The sequence below is a fragment of the Paenibacillus nuruki genome, from assembly GCF_001721045.1.
GTDB classification, from domain to species: domain Bacteria; phylum Bacillota; class Bacilli; order Paenibacillales; family Paenibacillaceae; genus Saccharibacillus; species Saccharibacillus nuruki.
The window spans coordinates 14054-34431 of sequence record NZ_MDER01000032.1 but is presented as its reverse complement, the minus strand read 5'-3'; the positions used below and the strand labels follow the sequence as shown (position 1 = coordinate 34431).

At 39.3% G+C, this 20378-nt stretch carries 16 protein-coding genes; 2 read left to right on the top strand and 14 right to left on the bottom strand.

Annotated features, from left to right (window positions below; all coding sequences use genetic code 11):
* Nucleotides 1-126 precede the first annotated feature (126 nt).
* The 13 genes from serC to PTI45_RS07255 all read right to left on the bottom strand — a co-directional run bounded on the left by serC (nucleotide 127) and on the right by PTI45_RS07255 (nucleotide 17007).
* Entirely contained in the window at nucleotides 127-1215 is a 1089-nt protein-coding gene (gene serC / locus PTI45_RS07315; protein WP_069326909.1) for a 3-phosphoserine/phosphohydroxythreonine transaminase, read from the bottom strand.
* A 353-nt stretch (nucleotides 1216-1568) separates the two neighbouring features.
* On the bottom strand, nucleotides 1569-2993 hold the full coding sequence (gene glnA / locus PTI45_RS07310) for a type I glutamate--ammonia ligase (protein WP_069326908.1): 1425 nt from the start codon (nucleotides 2991-2993) through the stop codon (nucleotides 1569-1571).
* 385 nt (nucleotides 2994-3378) lie between these two features.
* Nucleotides 3379-4443, bottom strand: coding sequence for a 3-deoxy-7-phosphoheptulonate synthase (aroF, locus tag PTI45_RS07305; RefSeq protein WP_069326907.1), 1065 nt, complete (start codon nucleotides 4441-4443; stop codon nucleotides 3379-3381).
* Nucleotides 4444-4733: 290 nt separating this feature from the next.
* Nucleotides 4734-5708, bottom strand: a complete 975-nt coding sequence (locus PTI45_RS07300; RefSeq protein ID WP_069326906.1) for a 4-hydroxy-3-methylbut-2-enyl diphosphate reductase — start codon at nucleotides 5706-5708, stop codon at nucleotides 4734-4736.
* Between the two features lie 142 nt (nucleotides 5709-5850).
* The gene (locus PTI45_RS07295) at nucleotides 5851-7362 is read right to left on the bottom strand and encodes a sensor histidine kinase (protein WP_175425143.1); all 1512 of its coding nucleotides are present in this window, start codon (nucleotides 7360-7362) and stop codon (nucleotides 5851-5853) included.
* A 20-nt stretch (nucleotides 7363-7382) separates the two neighbouring features.
* Nucleotides 7383-8072: a response regulator transcription factor gene (locus tag PTI45_RS07290; RefSeq protein WP_069326905.1), complete on the bottom strand. Its 690-nt coding sequence runs from the start codon at nucleotides 8070-8072 to the stop codon at nucleotides 7383-7385.
* Nucleotides 8073-8276: 204 nt separating this feature from the next.
* A complete protein-coding gene (locus PTI45_RS07285; protein WP_069326904.1) occupies nucleotides 8277-9953 on the bottom strand; it encodes a S1C family serine protease in 1677 nt (558 codons plus the stop codon).
* Nucleotides 9954-10138: 185 nt separating this feature from the next.
* Complete coding sequence (locus PTI45_RS07280; RefSeq protein ID WP_069326903.1) at nucleotides 10139-10798, bottom strand: response regulator; 660 nt, start codon at nucleotides 10796-10798, stop codon at nucleotides 10139-10141.
* Nucleotides 10767-11837, bottom strand: coding sequence for a sensor histidine kinase (locus PTI45_RS07275; protein ID WP_069326902.1), 1071 nt, complete (start codon nucleotides 11835-11837; stop codon nucleotides 10767-10769). Before PTI45_RS07275 ends, PTI45_RS07280 begins: the two co-directional genes overlap by 32 nt.
* 3 nt (nucleotides 11838-11840) lie before the next feature.
* Nucleotides 11841-12920: a cell wall-active antibiotics response protein LiaF gene (gene liaF, locus PTI45_RS07270; RefSeq protein WP_175425142.1), complete on the bottom strand. Its 1080-nt coding sequence runs from the start codon at nucleotides 12918-12920 to the stop codon at nucleotides 11841-11843.
* 188 nt (nucleotides 12921-13108) lie between these two features.
* Nucleotides 13109-15049, bottom strand: a complete 1941-nt coding sequence (gene thrS, locus PTI45_RS07265; RefSeq protein WP_069326900.1) for a threonine--tRNA ligase — start codon at nucleotides 15047-15049, stop codon at nucleotides 13109-13111.
* 434 nt (nucleotides 15050-15483) lie between these two features.
* Nucleotides 15484-16029: a phosphodiesterase gene (gene yfcE, locus PTI45_RS07260; RefSeq protein ID WP_069326899.1), complete on the bottom strand. Its 546-nt coding sequence runs from the start codon at nucleotides 16027-16029 to the stop codon at nucleotides 15484-15486.
* A gap of 93 nt (nucleotides 16030-16122) precedes the next feature.
* Entirely contained in the window at nucleotides 16123-17007 is an 885-nt protein-coding gene (locus tag PTI45_RS07255; RefSeq protein WP_069326898.1) for a LysR family transcriptional regulator, read from the bottom strand.
* A 117-nt stretch (nucleotides 17008-17124) separates the two neighbouring features.
* Between PTI45_RS07255 and PTI45_RS07250 the strand changes: the two genes are divergently transcribed.
* Together PTI45_RS07250 and PTI45_RS07245 are read left to right on the top strand one after the other, a co-directional pair.
* Nucleotides 17125-17466: an antibiotic biosynthesis monooxygenase family protein gene (locus PTI45_RS07250; protein ID WP_069326897.1), complete on the top strand. Its 342-nt coding sequence runs from the start codon at nucleotides 17125-17127 to the stop codon at nucleotides 17464-17466.
* 265 nt (nucleotides 17467-17731) lie between these two features.
* Nucleotides 17732-18703 carry an NAD(P)H-dependent flavin oxidoreductase gene (locus tag PTI45_RS07245; RefSeq protein ID WP_069326896.1) on the top strand — a complete coding sequence of 324 codons (972 nt, stop codon included), beginning with the start codon at nucleotides 17732-17734 and terminating at the stop codon, nucleotides 18701-18703.
* Nucleotides 18704-18812: 109 nt separating this feature from the next.
* Here PTI45_RS07245 and mqnC read toward each other — a convergent pair whose 3' ends face one another.
* Nucleotides 18813-19949 carry a cyclic dehypoxanthinyl futalosine synthase gene (gene mqnC, locus PTI45_RS07240; RefSeq protein WP_069326895.1) on the bottom strand — a complete coding sequence of 379 codons (1137 nt, stop codon included), beginning with the start codon at nucleotides 19947-19949 and terminating at the stop codon, nucleotides 18813-18815.
* Nucleotides 19950-20378 lie beyond the last annotated feature (429 nt).

The window sequence follows — 20378 nt, the reverse complement described above, 5'->3', positions numbered from 1 at the left end:
CCTTTTATATAGTTCTTTTTGATTATAACCGATTTCGGTAAAATGCGACAGCTTTTGACAAAAATAATTGGAAATTTTTTTTAAAAAAGCCTTCCCAGAGGGGAAGGCTGTCATTCCTTAGTACATTCAGCCATTTTTACTCTGAAATTCCTTCATAAATTCGACCAGAGCATTACAGCTTTCATAAGGAACAGCATTATAGATCGAAGCACGTAGACCACCTACACTACGGTGACCTTTCAAACCAATAAATCCTGCTTCTTCCGAAGCTTTAACAAATGCTTTTTCCAATTCTTCTGATGCTAGACGGAATGTAACGTTCATGATCGAACGACTTTCAAGTTCAGCCGCCCCTTTGTAAAAACCATTACTGTTATCAATCGCATCATAGATCAGTGTTGCTTTTGCTTCATTTTCGCGCTGAATACCTTCAAGTCCGCCTTTTTCTTGAATCCATTTTAAGACTTCATTTACCATATATATCGAAAAAGCAGGCGGTGTATTGTATAGCGAATTATTTTTGGTATGCGTGCTGTAACGGAATATCGATGGAATATGCTTAGGAGATTCTGTAATTAATTCTTCTTTCGCAATAATTACGGTTACTCCTGATGGCCCTAGATTCTTCTGTGCGCCTGCATAGATCATATCGAATTTGCTCATATCCAATGGACGACTTAGAATATCACTCGACATATCTACTACTAAAGGAATATCTCCTGTATCCGGGAACTCTGTAAATTGTACGCCTTCAATCGTCTCATTCGAAGTCACATGCACATAAGCGGTATTTGCTGGCAGATCCAATTGAGACAGATCAGGAAGCTTCATATACTTATCTGCTTCTGAAGAAGCCACAACGGTTGTATCACCGACCAACTTCGCTTCGCTTAATGCTTTGCTTGCCCAACTGCCTGTAGCTACAAAACTTGCTGTTTGGCCTTCAGCTAATAGATTCATCGGAATCATAGCAAATTGAGTGCTAGCGCCTCCTTGTAAAAATAGTACCTTATAACCTTCCGGGTTGCCTAGTAAGGACAACAGACGATCCTGAGCTTCGCTATGTACCTTTTCATATACTGCGCCACGATGTGACATCTCCATAATAGACATTCCTGTATTTTGATAATCCACAAATTCTTTTTGTGCACGCTCTAATACTTCTAAAGGCAATGCAGCCGGTCCAGCATTAAAATTGTACGCTCTTTTTGTCATGTTGTTCTCCACCCTTTCAATTTCAACATTTCACTTTGCGCTTATGGTGCCAAGCGCTGGTTGTCAGATATTTTGCTTTGCAAAAATCATTTTCTCATTTTACGGGTCGCGCTTATGGTGCCAAGCGCTGGTATGTTAGGTTTGTGCTAAATGATTATCGCTATGATATCAGCTATTCTAGGGGTGATCAAGTGTCTTTTGTCACTTGAAATTGTGAGTTGAACCCAATTCTGTGAACAAACAGGAATGTAATCGTTTTATTTTTGAACTCATATAAAAATCCTCCGGAAAAGATGTTCCGGAGGATTTTGATTACATTATCTCTACGATCTACCTTTAGAAATAAGTAATAATTAGCAATCGTAGTACAAGCTGAACTCGTGTGGATGTACACGAATTGCAACGTCTTTCGCTTCTGCACGTTTGAATGAAATATAGTTTTGGATAAAGTCTTTTGTAAATACATCGCCTTCAAGCAAGAAGTCAAAGTCTTTTTCCAACTCATCCAAAGCTTCTTCCAATGATGCTGGAACACTACGGATACCTTCTTTTTCTTCTTCTGGCAATTCATAAATATTTTTGTCAAAAGGACCATATCCTAATTCACGAGGATCCATTTTTTTCTTGATACCATCAAGACCAGCCATCAACATTGCAGAGAACGCAAGGTAAGGGTTAGCTGTAGAATCTGGTGTACGGAATTCGATACGACAACCTTTAGGTGTTACAGATGCAATAGGAATACGAACTGCTGCTGAACGGTTACCTTTCGAGAATACCAAGTTAACCGGTGCTTCATAACCAGGTACAAGACGTTTGAAAGAGTTAGTACTTGGGTTAGTCAATGCGATCAATGCTGGAGCGTGGTACAAGATACCGCCCAAATAATGCAATGCCATTTCACTCAAGTTTGCGTAAGCACCTTTTTCGTAGAACAAAGGAGTATCACCATCGAAAATAGATTGGTGAACGTGCATACCGCTACCGTTATCACCGAACAAAGGTTTAGGCATAAACGTTGCTGTTTTGCCATATTGTTGTGCTGTGTTATGCACGATATATTTGTATTTCATTAAGTTATCAGCTGTTAATTTCAATGTGTCAAAACGGAAGTTAATCTCTGCTTGTCCAGCCGTAGCTACTTCATGGTGATGACGTTCAATGCGAAGTCCTGCTTCTTCAAGCAAACGACACATTTCGCTACGAATATCTTGTTGAGAATCGACAGGAGCTACTGGAACATATCCGCCTTTTTTACGGATTTTGAAACCAAGGTTACCGCCATCTTCTTTGCGGTTCGTGTTCCAGAATGCTTCGTTAGAATCAACGGAGTAAGAGGATACATTCACATCGCTTTGGTAGCGTACATCGTCAAAGATAAAGAACTCAGATTCAGGAGCAAAAAATGCTGCTGTTCCTACACCGCTTGTTTGCAGATATTCTTCAGCTTTCTCTGCAATACCACGCGGATCGCGTTCATAACGCTCGCCGTCCGGGGTGAAGATATTGCACATAATGTTCAACGTTGGATGAGCAGTAAAAGCGTCGATAAATACGGACTCCGGATCTGGCATCATAACCATATCAGACTCCTCAATACCGCGGAACCCAGGAATTGAAGAACCATCAAACGCAACACCATTTACAAAAGTATCCTCATCCACTTCACTAGCTGGCAATGAGATATGGTGAGCACGACCAGACAAATCCACGAAACGAAAATCAAACCACTCAATGTTGTTTTCTTGTGCAAGCTTCAATACGTTTTCTACCGCCATTTGTACTTTCCTCCCCAAATTTCCGAACATTACACTCTTTTTCGATGTCGAATGTTCATTCTCTCGATTTTTTTTCTGTCGTCATTATAAATCGTAAAACCTTACATCGTCAATAGCCTTTTTACATATCTCTAAAATTTATGTAAGATATGCTTACACTCATAGCTTACCAAAAAAGAAAACAGCTCGTCAATCCGTCAATTAAAAATCGGAATGAGTGAGCTGTTTTTTAAACCTTACATCATTTTCTAAATTAGCAGTATATTCCAGCCATACCTAACATGAAAATCAGGTATTTTATTTAAAAGCCATTTTTACTTTTATGCAGACGTATCCTTATTCAAATCAACTCATTTTTAAATAATATTCGGTTAATTTAAATATACTATACTTGCACAGAGGATTCAAAAAACGCCGCTGGTGCTTTAGCTGTAGCAAATGTTTTCCCCAAAAGCGGAGATAACTGTTCTAGCTCTCGCAATAATTTGGCAAATTGATCCGGAAATAAAGATTGAACACCATCACCAGTCATCGAGTTATCTGGATCGGTATGCATTTCGATAATCAGACCATCTGCACCTGCTGCTACTGAAGCTTTGGTCATAGGCTCTACCAGTTCACGACGGCCTGTACCATGACTTGGATCTGAAATCACAGGTAAGTGGCTCAATTGTTGTAAAACAGGAATAGCCGATAGATCAAGCGTGTTACGAGTGTACGTCTCAAACGTACGAATACCACGTTCACAGAGCATTACATTAGGATTACCACCTGCTAGAATGTATTCAGCCGCATTCAAAAATTCATCGTACGTCGAACTGAATCCACGTTTGAGCAATACAGGCTTCCGGCTTTCTCCTAATTTGCGCAACAAATCAAAGTTCTGCATATTACGAGTACCTACTTGCAAAATATCAGCGTATTGTCCGCAGATATCAACATACTCTGGTGTCATGACTTCTGTAATCGTCAGCAGTCCATGTTTCTTCCCTGCTTCTGCCATCATAATCAATCCTTCAACACCTACACCTTGGAAGCTATATGGTCCTGTACGAGGCTTAAATGCTCCCCCGCGTAATACCTGTCCACCTGCCGCTTTGACTAGACGAGCAATCTCATCAATCTGTTCTGCGGATTCCACTGCACAAGGACCGCCCATAACGACGAGTTCTCCGCCACCAATCGATACATCTCCAATTTGGATAACTGTATTTTCAGGATGGAAGTCACGACTGGCTAATTTGTAGGATTTGGAAATTTTCATTACTTTGTCTACACCTTTCATCTGCTCTAAATGTTCCATTAATCGAGGCTCAGCTGTTCCAATAAGTCCGATTACAGTATGATCTGCTCCACGAGAAATGTGTGCTTGTAATCCTGCTTGTTCAATCACGTTGGTAATCTCTTTTACTTGCTCCTGCGGTGTTTGGTTCGATACGATAACGATCATATTTGATCTTCCTCTCATTGTGTGGTTGGTGATGATATACACCTAAATAGACAACTATATAAAATGACTGAAATATGAGATATTTATTTGTATTTTGCATCATCACTTAGACGCTTGTTCGCTTTTAAGCTTTTAATCACTAAAGTAAATATACAGCACTCTATAAGACATGTCAAGCAGTGTCATAGTACAAAATCTTGTACGCATAGTATAAAGAATAAAAAAATAAAAAGTGCCTTTCCCATCAAGGGTTAGGCACTTTTTGTATATCTATTCGTGGACAGTGTCCATCAGTGGCGGACAGGTTGGTTGGTTGTTCTGCCTTTTTTCTCACGTACAGGTGGTAACAAACGTTTAGGATCTACAGTTCTTACCATTTCCCATGTGGATTCGTCATCGTTATCATACTTCTCTAAATAGTTAATCACTTCTTTGGTGATCGGAGTTGGCGTCGATGCACCTGCTGTAACAGCCACTCTACTTTTACCAATTAACCATTCACGTTTGAGCTCTGTGATATCAGAGATACGATAAGCAGTAACGCCTGCGATTTCTTCAGATACCTGTGCTAGACGGTTAGAGTTATTACTACGTGGGTCACCTACAACGATTACAAGCTCTGCTTGGCCGGCTTGTTCAGCTACCGCTTCTTGGCGAACCTGAGTCGCTAAGCAAATCTCATTGTGCACTTCTGCTCCCGGGAATTTCTCCAGAAGATTTTTCATAATCAAACGAATATCCCATTGGCTCATTGTGGTCTGATTGGTAATCACAATTTTGCCTGCTGGAATCTCTAAATGATCAATCTCTTCTTCTTTTTCAATCAAATGAACTTGATCCGGTGCAACACCAATCGCACCTTCAGGTTCAGGATGACCTTTTTTACCGATATAGATAATCTGATAACCCTCGCTTGCTTTATCACGGATCAGATCATGCGTACGTGTAACGTCAGGGCATGTTGCATCTACAGTAGTTAATCCTTTTTCACGAGCCAGACGGCGAACTTCAGGAGAAACGCCATGAGCGGTGAAAATTACTGTTCCACTTTCAACTTGCTCTAGAATTTCTACACGATTCGGTCCATCTAAAGTAATAATACCTTGATCTTCAAACGATTGAGTGACATGACTGTTATGCACAATCATACCGAGTATATAAATAGGCCGTGGTAAGTCAAGGTTCTTGGCAGCTTGCTGAGCAAGTACCATAGCATCTACTACACCATAACAATACCCACGCGGCGCAATCTTTACAATTTCCATGAAGGGGTACACCTGCTTTCTAGGGTTGGCTTAACTTGCAAAAGAAGCAATAGCAACTTCATTATAACCCATTTGATAGGGCACGGGAAAGGAAAGTAGCAAACACAGTCACAAAAAGCTACTATTGTTTGCTACCTGTTGTCTATTCTGGTTTTGGGGGATCAGGAATCTCGGTCTCAGGCTCTGCATCAAATACAGGTTCAGCTTTATTTTGGGCTGGTACAGCTGCCAGTGGAAGCCAGATCACAAAGGTTGTTCCTTTGCCTTTGGCGGTGACCACTTCTACAGAACCCGCATGCTCATCAATAATCCATTTGGCTATAGATAAGCCCAAGCCTGTTCCTGGTGTTACTCCACGCGATTCATCTGCTCGATAGAATCGTTCAAAAATATGAGGCACTTCTTCTTGATCCATACCGATTCCGGTATCGCTGATTCGAATCCCGATCTGATTCTGATACAACACGGTATCTAGAGATACTGTACCCTCTTTGGTGTATTTAAAAGCATTCTCAATAAAAATAAACAACATTTGTTGCAAATAATCTTTGTTGCCATAAATATGATAGTCGTCTAAAGCCACAGTGTTCGCTGGTTGCCATGTTGCTTTGTGAGGAATAAACTGTGCACGTCTCATCACATCATCCAAAAGAGCGCCAGCAGGCAAGCTCTCCATCACGATCGTCTGCCCGGCATCAGCCCGAGCTAACGAAAGCATATCATTTACAAGGCGACTCATCCGTTTGGATTCATCTGCAATATCGTTAATCGACTCCATCGACAATTGCTTTAGACTTTCTTCATCTAAATGAGGAGCTTCATGAGGCTTTTTATTCCATGCTTTTTGCAACAAATCAACATTACCACGAATCGTAGTTAATGGAGTACGTAGCTCATGGGACGCATCAGATACAAACCGGCGCTGAGCAGCATAAGCTTCTGCCAAGTCTTTATAAAATACTTCGGTTCTGCCTAACATTCCATTTACCGTACTAATCAATTGACCAATCTCATCATGAGGTCCATCATAATCGATCCGTACACTTAAATCTTTTCCTTTTTGAATCTGACTCGCCGCATCAATAACCTTTTCAATCGGAGCCATCGATTTGCGCGCTAGAAATAGACCTAACGTAAACGCAATAAACAATGTCGCTAATGATCCTACAATCAACGTCACTCGCAGATCATCAAATAACTGACGAGCATCGGTCATATCTGCCGCAACCATTAAAACGCCCACCATTTTTGTTTGATTATCGATTTCATACGGTATACCACCATAAGCGACTAAGTAGGTACGATCATTATATTGAATTTGCTTTAATTCGTTAGGTATTTTATTAGAAGCAGGAGCTTGCAAAAAAGTACCGTTGATATTGTTGTTAATTCCATTGGTGTAATTTTTGAGCTTCACCCGAAAGCCAGCGTCTGCCAAACGGTCATGATCTTTCGGTGATAAAAACACATCAATCTGCTCATTATTTACTTCGCTCACTATAATCTGTGTTTTGCTAATTTGATCCACCAGACGATTCTGTAAATCTTGATACGTATTGAAATACACAAATCCATAAATCGCTATACTAAAAAGCATTAAAGTCACTGCCAGTATCCCCGAGTACCATACCGTCAGCCTTAAGCGTATTGACATACTGTCAGCTCCCTCATTCTCTAGCTGTTATTTCGTAAAATATAGCCGGCACCACGAATCGTCTGAATCAGACGTATGCCACCATGCTCTTCTGTTTTCTGACGAAGCATAGCAATATAAACTTCAAGCACGTTTGATTCTCCGCTATAGTCATAACCCCAAATTTTATCCATAATCAAATCTCTGGACAGCACACGTTTTGGATTTTGCATAAATAAATGAAGTAATTCAAATTCTTTAGCCGTTAATTCTAGACGTTTTCCATCTCGAGTCACTTCACGAGCATCTGGATCAATCGTTAAATCTTCAAAAGCAAGGCGTGTGCTCGTAGAAGCTTCTGATTCAGGTTTGCGTCGTAACAATGCTCTTACCCGTGCTAACATTTCTTCTAATGCAAATGGTTTAACCAAATAATCGTCTGCGCCAGCATCTAGCCCTTTGACACGATTTTCTACTTCGTCTTTCGCTGTCAACATCAAAATAGGCACAGAACTGCCTGCTTCTCGTACACGACGACATACTTCGAATCCATCGACTTGTGGCATCATGACATCCAATACCATCAAAGCCGGATCATTTTCTAACATTTGTTTTAAACCTTCTGCTCCATTAGAAGCGGTCAACACTTCATATCCTTCAAAAGCTAATCCGCGACGTAACATAGAAATAATTTTTTCATCGTCATCAATAATTAAAATAGTTGCTCTCATCGGTCTTACCCCTTTACTATGTCTTTTTGATCTAACATAATTATCGTTATTTCTTCTATTGTAACAATGAATACTTATTTGTCGATACAGTCATAAGAAAGGCGGAAAGGTATGCCCTTTCCGCCTTTCTGTATTAAATATGATCTTTTGAAATCCATCATAGTGCAAGATGAAGTTAATACCTATTTACAAAGTCATACCTGATTATTGACCTGTACCGCCGCCACCTGCACCAGGAGAAGTCGTATCAAAGTCATTACGATTACCGATCGTTACTTTAAGATCCATCGTTTTACCATTACGAATAACGTTTAGGGTTGCAGAATCGCCCACTTTTAGTTTTTGGATAGCTGCTACTAAGTCCTGACTATTCGTATATTTAGTTCCATTGATTCCTGTAATCACATCATATGAACGAAGATCCGCTTGATAAGCAGGAGATCTGTACAATACTTCAGTTACTACAGAACCTTCAGTCGTATCAATACCCAACTGTTTGGATACTTCAGATGTTAATGACATCAGAGAAGCACCGATAAATGGAACTGGAGTGGTAGGGATTTTTTCACCTTTTTTCAATTGATCCACTACATTTAAGATCACATTGGAAGGGATAGCAAATCCAATACCTTGAGCATCTTCACTTACTGCTGTATTCATACCAATTACTTGTCCATTCATATTCAGAAGCGGACCACCCGAGTTACCAGGGTTGATCGAAGCATCGGTTTGTAACAAATGAGTATAATCTGTAGATTGTCCATTCGAAGCATCAGATGCTGTAATTGTACGTTCTTTCGCACTCAGTACACCTGCTGTTACAGTATGGTCAAATCCTTGAGGGTTACCAATCGCAACTAACCAGCTTCCGACAGATACGTTGTCAGAGTTACCTAGCGTTACAGAAGGGAATGTTTCTCCAGATTTTGGTTCGATTTTGAGTACAGCAAGGTCAAGATCTGTACTTTTACCCATCAATTTAGCTTCATATGGTGTTTTGTTGTTTTCAAGCGTAACTTGAATCACGTCAGCTTCTCCAACCACATGAGCATTAGTTAGGATGTATCCAGACTTATCGAAAATAAAACCAGATCCAATACCTAGTGGAGTTAGAGAACCTGATGAACCGCCAGATCCACCACTACCTTCTCCACCGTTGCTACCGCCTTCACTTCCTCCTCCGCCTTGATCACCGAAGAAGAAACGATAGGCTGGATCATTATAAGGATTGGTTCCGCCGCTATTGGAGCCTGCTTTGGATAAAGTCTCGATTTTGACAACAGCTGGACTTGCGCTTTTCGCTACTTCAGCTACATCTGCTGATCCCGCAGGCAATGCTGCTTGAGTCACCGAATTATCGGTTGTCACTGCTGAAGCAGGAGCAACATTAGTTGTCGTTGTTGATTCCGATTCTGGAGTGAACAAATTAGCACGATCTGCTCCAAACATACCTGCTGTCATAATCAACATACCTGCTAATATAGAAGCAACTACTGTTTTGGCAGAAGTCTTAGGTTTGTTATATTGAAATTGATTAGGCTTGCGATTGCCATTATTATCATCTGAATGATTGCCATTCAAATAATCAATATGGTCTGTACGTGGTGGTTGAGCCGAGTTCGGTGGATAAACTGGACGAACAGGTTGCGGTGGAGTCATTTCCACTTTGCGTGCTTCCTGTACAGGTTCTTGACGAACATCTTCAGCGTCCTTATCTTTATTCAACGATTGAAAAGGACCATACGAATAATAATGTGATGATTGTTCAGATGAAGCATTATTTGTTTCATTTGAGTCATTGGTGTTGCCGTTTGCTGTATCGTTGTTTTGGCCATCAGGATTGAAGCCATTATTCAAATCATTTTTGTTCTTTTCGTCCATTGAAGTCAACCTCCCAAGGTTCCCATGATATTAAAATAACCGGATGTGTTATTTGCTACATCCTTATATTCGCTTATTAACCTTAATCTCACCTTAAAAACAATTAAAAAGAAAATAAATCCTAGATGAGTAAGTTAATATATCATGATCATAGGGAATTGGCTTCATATTGCATGTGTGTGAAGTTAATGCTGACTAACCCAACCTTTACGATGAGCATAGATAGCCAGTTGTGTACGATCGTCTAATTCGCATTTCATCAATAGATTACTGACATGCGTTTTGACGGTTTTGATACTTATATGTAATTCTTCAGCGATTTCTTTATTACTCATTCCTTCAGCAATCAACATTAACACTTCACGTTCACGAACAGTCAATTGAGAAGCTTCATTTTGTACAGTGCTGCGTTGACGGATTCCTCTAGTGAGGGCTTGAGAAATATCACCGGTCATCACAGGCATACCACGGCTTGCTCCTTGTAGCGCATAGATCAACTCTTCTGCCGATACAGTTTTCAAAATATAACTAACTGCACCTGCTTCAATCGCTTCTACAACTAACTCATCTTCTAAAAAGCTAGTTAAGATCACAATCTTCATCTGTGGATAATTCTGTAATACCAATCTGGTGGCTTCTACTCCATTCATAACAGGCATCATCATATCCATCAAAATCAGATCAGGCATCTCGCTAACTGTACTTTTTTCCAGCAGATCAAGTACCTCTCTACCATTAGCCGCCTCTGCAATAATATGAAATTGATCTTCTAACATCAGATATGTTTTGAGACCCATCCGTACCATATCATGATCATCCGCTAATAGAATTTTTATTTTCTCCATTATGATTCTCCTCTTCTTCATGGATATCAAATTTGGGAATATGGATACGTATTGTCGTACCTGCCCCTGGTCGACTGATCACTTCAGCTTGTCCACCTAATTTCTCAGCCCGTTCTGACATAATCGTTAATCCATAAGAACCTTGCTTATGCATAGAGCTGTTGAACCCTTTGCCATCATCACTAATATGTAGAGCAACATGATGACGATCTTCTTGTAACGATAGACTTACAATCGTAGCATCTGCATGTTTGATAATATTAGCAAGCGCTTCCTGTACAATAAGAAAAAGCTGACGTTCTTTTGCTTCCGTCAGTTGCCCTGTTAATTCAATATCTTGTATTCCTTTAAGCCCATTATGGCGACAATAATCGGGAAACCAGAATTCTAAGGCTTCTGCTAATGAGCGCCCTTCAAGTTCTAGCGGTCGAAGCTGTGTAATCAGTGCTCTCATCTGCTTCTGAGCAAGCTGTGACATTTGAATCACCTGATCCATTACAAGCTTGGCTTGTTGTTCATTCTTTTCTAACATCTTAGGTAAAGATGAAGCCGACATATGAATCGCAAATAATTGCTGACTCACCGAATCATGTAGATCACGAGCCATGCGTCGTCTTTCTTCCAATACGGCTCGCTCGGTTTCGATCGCCCGTTCCATCACTTCTTTTTCACCTAGTTGTTGCAAAATACGCATTTTCCGTTCTACCGTACTCATCATTGTATTGAATTGTTCATGCACTCGATTAAAGGATTCATCTTCTGTAGGGTCCATCCGTACACTGAAATTTCCTTTGCCGACTTGAGCCATTTTCAAATGTACATAATCGATTCGACGCTGAACACGTTGCCCGGCTACATAACCTGCTGCCATACAAATCAAAATAATCCCTGCAATATAATAATACCAGACGTAGGGCACACTAAGTACAATGTACCCTTGTCTGATGGCTAGAAAAATAATAATAACGGTCAGCAATCCACCTGTTGTAAAAAAGCCGATTAATTCCCATTTGATATTTTTAAACCACTTTGTCCTCATCCATTAACCCACCCGACTAATCTGAATATCACCGATAAAAGCATTAACGACAAGTTCTATTTGTTTGCCTGCTTCTTCATATTCTATCGTTGCACCATCCATATGACTCATCATACCTTCACGCTCACGTCCAAGAATATTCATATCGCCAATAAACGAATTGCCTTGTGCTTTGATGCCTACTTCGATTCCACTTGGAATGTAGACTTTAACATCACCGATAAAAGCAGAAATTTCGATACGAGTCACGCCATAAGCTATTTGTGCTTTGGTTAAGTCTAACATGGTATCACCAATAAAATGAGAAATATTCATCGGTTTAAGTTCAAAATAATCTTTACCAATATGCACATCACCGATAAATCCTGACTTGTTCTCTACCGAAGGATCAGAGCCATGATCGTAATCATAACCACATTTTCTACGATGATGTTTTTTCCATTCATGACGATGCTGTTTCCATTGTTCACGGTGTGCATCTTTATTTTTTCGACAAGAACGTATATCTTCTTTATTTAAATTTACTTTTGTCTGAAAAGGTTGTTGTGGCATCTCATAAGAAGAACGCTGTGATGGAGATTGAAAAGGGACATGTTCTACAAATTCTTTATGATCTGTTGTAGGAACTTTTTTGCCTTTACGTTCCATTTCTTGTTCAAACCAGTCATCTAAAGGAGACGCAGGTGGTGGTGGCGGTGGCACATCATATAGCTCATCAGGTGATGGCTGTTTAGACGATTTCTTCTTCGGTTGATGTCGATTAAAGATCAAATACAATCCGCCCAATACCAGAATCATAGGCATCATCATTTTGACCGCATCTATTAACGAGTAATCAATCCAACCGATATTTCTGCTCAAAAAGTAAATACCTAAGACGGTCATAATCCAGCCGCCGATATCACGTTTACATTTGAATAATAATTCGTTTAATCCTATTTCTAATAAGATCAACGGCCATAGTAATGAAATCACATCGCCGATGCCCCAATCGATCAAATTCATTCGATTTAACATAAATACGACGCCAATTCCGATTAAGCCTATACCCCAGAATGTTTTGCGGAATAAATGTCTATTCATTATCATTCCTCGCTTTCTCTACTTCTATATATGTAGTGTACTCATAATTGGAATAGAACAATAGTGGCATCAGAATGAACTTCATCTCCGTCTATAGGCGGAGAAAAACCCTAACCAGTGAATAATCACTGAATTAGGGCTAGTGTAACAGGTTATGAATGATAACAGAATAGCAATTGATAATTTATTTAAAAAATAGTACGATCTGCGATTTGATCACGTAACATCTTGATTGTTTCTTCTACGGACATCATACCGATATCGCCTTCGCCACGTTTACGAACAGAGACAGAATCTGCATTCATTTCGTTCTCGCCGACCACGAACATGTACGGAATTTTTTCAAGCTGTGCTTCACGAATCTTGTAACCTAATTTCTCGTTACGTAGATCGGATTCTACAGTTACGCCACTACGACGAAGATTCTCTTCCACTTTGCGTGCATATTCTTCAAATGCACCGGATACTGGGATCACTTTAGCTTGTACAGGAGCCAACCATAATGGCAATGCACCGACAAAGTTTTCTAACAAGAAAGCTGTGAAACGTTCCATTGTACCCAAAATACCACGGTGAATAACAACCGGACGATGTTTCAATCCATCTTCTCCGATATATTCAAGTTCAAAACGCTCTGGCAACAAGAAGTCTAATTGTACAGTCGACAATGTTTCTTCTTTACCCAATGCTGTACGAATCTGTACATCTAATTTGGGACCATAAAATGCAGCTTCGCCTTCTGCTTCATAGAAAGGCATATCTAGACCTTCTACAACTTCACGTAGCATACGTTGCGAATTTTCCCACATTTCATCGTTAGGGAAATATTTCTCTGTATCCGCAGGATCACGATAAGATAGACGGAAACGGTAATCAGTAATGCCAAAGTCTTTGTATACTTCCATAATCAATTCAATCACACGCGCAAATTCTTGCTTGATCTGATCAGGACGAACAAATAAGTGAGCATCATTTAGTGTCATCGCACGTACACGATGTAGACCTGTTAATGCGCCTGACATTTCATAGCGATGTTGCATACCCAATTCAGCAATACGAATCGGTAGATCACGGTAACTACGTAGATCACTCTTATACACCATCATATGATGCGGACAGTTCATCGGACGAAGAACCAATTCTTCATTATCCAATACCATTTTCGGGAACATATCTTCTTGATAATGCTCCCAGTGACCGGAAGTTTTGTACAAATCTACATTACCCAGTACTGGTGTGTACACATGGCTGTAACCCAATTTTTCTTCCAAATCAACGATATAACGCTCCAGTGTACGACGCAATTTCGCTCCATTAGGCAACCAGATCGGTAGACCTTGACCTACAAGCGGAGAAAATGTAAATACTTGCAGTTCTTTACCCAATTTGCGGTGATCCCGTTTTTTGGCTTCTTCTAAGAAATGAAGATGTTGTTCTAGTTCTGGCTTTTTGTTAAATGCTGTTCCGTAGATACGTTGTAACATTTTGTTTTTGCTATCTCCACGCCAGTAAGCACCTGCTACACTTAGCAATTTAAATACTTTTAATTTAGAAGTCGATGGTACGTGTGGTCCACGACATAGATCGAAGAATTCACCTTGATCATAAATCGTAATTACACTGTCTTCTGGCAATGCTTCGATCAACTCAATTTTGTACGGATCTTCAAGTTCACGGAAAATGTTAAGTGCTTCTTCACGACTGACTTCACGACGTGTAATTGGAAGATTTTCAGAAACGATACGTTCCATTTCTTTTTCAATTTTTTGTAGATCTTCTGGATTCAAAGGATGTTCTAAGTCCATATCATAATAGAACCCATCTTCAATCACAGGACCAATGCCTAATTTCACTTCATTTTGCCCAAATAAACGCTTCACCGCTTGTGCCAATAAATGCGCTGTACTGTGACGAATCACTTCTACGCCTTCTGCGCTATCTGGAGTCACGATCTCTACTAATGCTTTGTCATGTAACGGTGTATTTAAGTCAACAACGATACCGTCCAATTTACCTGCCACTGCACTTTTGAATAAACTTTTACTGATGGAATTGGCTACATCGCCAATAGTACTACCTGCCTCATACTCACGAACAGAACCGTCCGGTAAGCTAATTTGAATCGCCATGTTATTTCCTCCTTGAAAGTATAGATCTATTGATCAATCTGAATGCACATGTATTAACTGTCTTTATTCGTAATATTTACAATTAAAAACAGCAAAAAGCACCCATCCCGCAAGGGACGAGTGCTGTGTATATGTACCCGTGGTTCCACCCTGATTCGATCTGCTATCAGAATAATTTTCTTGATACAGACCCTTCATTCGACATCTGATAACGGAGATGATCCGATAAAATATAATACCGAACTGAATCATAGATTCGGATTCAACTTTATAGCTCTAAAGGGGTAAGATTATAGCTGTCACAGGAAGGAATTACAGCATACTACTTTCCTTCTCTCTGTACAGGACGATCACTATAACTCATATCTTTATCGATGCTTTTTGAATTTAGATCATACATTGCTTCATCATTATAAAAGTGTATCGGTCAAGCGTCAAGAGAATGAGATTGATTTGATCATATTGTCCTCAAAGTCTTTGACTGTAAATGTACCATGCTCAAGAATAGCATATGAATTAGGGTAGTCTTCTTTGGGCAAAGCAACCGAACCTGGATTGAGCACATAAATATGATTTTGCAGATCTGCTACAGGCACATGAGTATGCCCTTGAATAAATACATCCCCTGGTTGTAACAAAGGTAGATTATCAATACTGTATCCATGACCATGGGTCACATAGATCCGCATTCCTTCATGATACAACATAATATAGTCTGCCATCATCGGAAATTCAAGCAACATCTGATCCACTTCAGAATCACAATTCCCTCTGACACCGATAATTTTATTTTTATATAAATTCAATGTATTGGCAACTTCAGATGGATTATACTCTTCTGGCAATGGATTACGAGGGCCGTGATACATATAATCACCTAAAAAAATCAACTGATCCGGTTGTTCAACCTCAGCTTTTTCGAGTACGCGTCTTAACCAGTGTAACGATCCATGTATATCAGAAATAAACATTAATTTCATAACTTTAAGAGCTCCTTCACTGATGTTCTATTATATAGCTACTTCAAAACGTGCTTATATATTATAACACTAATTGCATGCCAACCCTATTATCTACCTAATAGCTTTGATCTGGAGCGCTGATTGAATACATTCGCTAAACTTCTGAGCCGCCGGAGACAAATTGGTAAAAGAAGTTGCCGCCATACCGATTGTTCGATAATGCTCTCCTGCTAGTGGTCTTAGACATAAGTCATGCGTATACATCGAATCCAACATCATTTTCGGTAAAATGCTAACACCCAGACCATGCTTGACCATCGCCATAATAGCATGATCATCTTCTAGACGGTATTTGATAGAAGGTTGTAAATGGGCTTGTTTCCAAATCGCCTGCACATCTGTATCGCATCCTGCAATCGGCATAATAAAAGGCTCTTGTACAAGTTGCTCAAGTTCAATATGATCATAAGCTTCTAAAGGATGATGAGCAGATAACACGCATAACATCTGATCTTGATACAATGTTATCGATTGAAGCGTTGAAGCAACAGGCAAATGGACAAATCCCAAATCAGCCTGTCCATCTATAATCCAATTCTCGATCTCATCATAATTACCATCCAATAATTGAATATCAATAGCAGGATATTGTTCTTGAAACTGTTGCATGATCTGAGGCAACCATTGAATAGATACACTTGAAAAGGTACCAAGGGTCACTGTGCCTGTCTCTAATCCTTTGATCGCATCGACTTCTACTAATAACTGATCATTAACTTGCAAAAGTTCTTTGATCTTTTTTAATATCCGTTCTCCACTATCCGTCAAACGAATTCCTGACCGATTACGGATCAACAACGTTAATCCCAGTTCACTTTCTAAGCTTGAGATGGCATGACTTACCGCAGACTGAGTAAGATTAAGCGTCAGCGCTGTTTTCGTTAAACTACCCAATGCTACAACAGTATTAAAAATCTGATATTTATGAAGATTCATGATTTAATCACCTTATACTTGAATTTTTTTCATACTTATTATTATAAACATTCATTATATTTATGTTAATACGCTATGTATAATCAATACAAGATCATGAGCGAAGGAGATTTGGATATGAGTGCATCATTAAGCAATGTGGAGTTACCTTATTATGCTGTGATTTTTACCAGTCAACGTACTATAGGAGATCAAGGATATGGGCAAATGGCTGATCAAATGGAGTCACTAGGTCAAGACCAAACTGGATTCTTAGGAATTGAAAGCTATCGTAAATCTTCAGGTGCAGGTGTGACTATTTCTTATTGGAAAACGCTAGAAGATATTCGTCAGTGGAAAAGTAACCCTGTTCATCAAATCGCTCAAGATCGAGGAAAAGCAAAATGGTATCAATCGTACTCGGTCAAAGTATGTAAAGTAGAACGTGCATATGATTTTGAACATGAAGATATAGAGTAGATTTTAAAGTCTATCTACCATACATCGTTGTTTCTTTTTAATATATGAAAGTTCTCTAAACATCCTGTATTTCTATTTTTCTCAAAACATCTCGCTAACGATCTAAAAGTACAAAAATATGTACTATGTTCATTAAAATTGCCTTCTTCTCAAACAAAACATTCAAATATATGATGATTTTACAGCTTCTTATTAGTCTACATACGACTAAATCATTAATAGGCTAACTATTATAGTGAATCACTTGAGTGGAAGGATGAATACAATGAGCAATCGTGTAGCCCATATTCTTGGAATTGAGAAACCTATTATACAAGGACCGATGAGCTGGATTACAAATGCTGAATTTGTAGCTGCTGTAAGTAATGCAGGCGGGTTGGGGATTCTGGGTCCTAATGCAGGTCAGACAACGATAACCACTTCTTCAAAAGAAACAGCAGAACGGATGCGCCGTGAGATTCGTAAAACCAAAGAACTAACCGATAAGCCATTTGGTTCCACAATTATTGTAGATGGAGATTTGAAGTACACCTGGCCTATTTTGGAAATTATTATTGAAGAAGATGTAAAAGTCGTTCTTCTCAATGGTGTTGAAGGAACATTATCTGAAAAGATTCTAAATCCATTAAAAGAAGCCAATATTAAAATTGTTTACCGCCCTTTAAACCCAACTTTTGAAGATGCCAAATCTGCTCAAGCTATGGGTGTAGATGTCTATGTAGTGACAGGATTTGATGAAGGTGGAACTTTACCAACCAGTGTTATTGGTACATTTGCTATGACTCCTATGATTGTCGATGTGCTGGATATTCCTGTAGTATCTGCGGGTGGAATTGGTGATGCTCGTGGCGTAGCCAGTGCTTTTGCTTTAGGTGCGGAAGGTGTCTTTTTGGGAAGTCGCTTTATTCCTACGATTGAAAATCCGGCAGCACAATCTGTAAAGCAAAAGATCGTCGATTCATCTGCATCTGATTTATTACTTTACCGTACTTTGCCAGCATATTATCGTTCATTATCTACCCCACTTGTTGAGAAATTAGTCGAAATGGACAAGCAAGGCGCCTCTCGTGAAGAAATTGCTAGTGCTTCTGGTGGTTCGAGTGCTATACGTATAGGGATGCTTGATGGTATTGGTGAAGGTGGTATTATTACCTTAGGGACTGGGATTACACCAATCAAGCAAATCCAAACGGTACAAGAAGTGGTTGATGAATTAGCAGTAGGTATTCCACAATAATATAACTTCAGTATTACAACAATATCTTTTGTATAGTTAAATGAACTACAAAAAAAGCTCAACGGTCCCTTTAAAAGGATCGTTGAGCTTTTTTATTTATATCTGTTGATTAGTTCTGCATAATAAAGTCATGAGCGACTTTTTGACTTTCATCATTAAACACTTTAAGGATATTGTACTTCGTATCACGTTGAGCCGGAATTTTGCCAGCTTCACGAATAATCTGCAATGTTTGCTCAATATTCACTTTATGCGTGGTACCCGCCGCAGAAACTACATTTTCTTCCATCATCGTACTACCGAAGTCGTCACATCCATAATGAAGTGACATTTTACCCACTTCAGGTCCCATCGTTACCCATGAAGATTGGAAATGCTTGATATTATCGAGCACAATACGACTAATCGCTACATTTTTAAGATATTGTTCTGGAGTTTGCTTTTCAGCTTTCATATTGGTGTTATCCGGTTGGAATGTCCACGAAATAAAAGCAAGGAAGCCTTCAGAATCATAACTATTACGGATACATTCATCTTGTGCTTCACGTACACGTAATAAATGAAGTGCACGTTCTTCCATCGATTCTCCGAATCCAATAACCATCGTAGCTGTTGTGTTCATCCCAATTTTGTGAGCTGTCTGCATAACGTCCATCCAATCACGCCATGAACCTTTCAAACGGCTGATTTTACGACGAGTACGATCATCCAGAATTTCTCCACCGCCACCTGGCAATGAATCAAGTCCAGCTTCATGAATTGCACGTACAGTCTCTTCGAGCGACATGCCTGAGATTTCTTTCATTTTCATAATCTCAGCAGGTGAGAAAGAGTGCATCGTAATGTTAGGGAAGTTCTTTTTAATCTTTTTCAATAGATCGATATAGTATTCGAAAGGAAGATTTGGATTCACTCCACCTTGCATCAAAATTTCAGTTCCGTTCACATCTTCGGTTTCCTGAATTTTCTGCAAAATCACTTCATCCGATAATACATAACCCTCTTTCGAATTCGGGCTACGATAGAAAGCACAGAAACGACAAAAAACGTCGCAGACATTCGTATAGTTAACATTACGCCCAATTACAAAAGTTGTAATCGGATCTGGATTTTTGCGTAACATTAATTGATTGGCTACATGCCCCATTTTCTCGATCTCATCGGACTCATATAGCATAATAGTTTCTTCTAAATCTAAGCGTTCGCCCCGTTCGGCTTTTTCCAAGATACGGTTTACCGCGCTCATATTGCAGCCTCCCTTATCCTATTCAGACATCTTACTGGTGTCTGAAGGTGAATTTGAGCATTGTCCTATATATAACCCATTTAGGCACAAAATGCATATCTAAAAATTGAAATAATGACAACACATTTATCGTACCATATTTCACAAATGAAAAATAGTCGTGTCGTGTGACAGGAAGGTGATATTTTTTAAGAATAATTATACATATGATATACAATAAATGCTGATTAAATAAAGGGATTTAGCGATTTTAGAGTTTGAAAATAATTTATTTTCATTTTAGAGTATGATATAGAATGACTATATACAACATGATATTATACATCAGATCTTTGTTGATTCTAAAATGTAGGCTATAAAAAAAGCAGAAAAGATGCGCTAACATCTTTCCTGCTTGGTAACAGTCTGCTTTAAGAGCAGTCGGCAGTT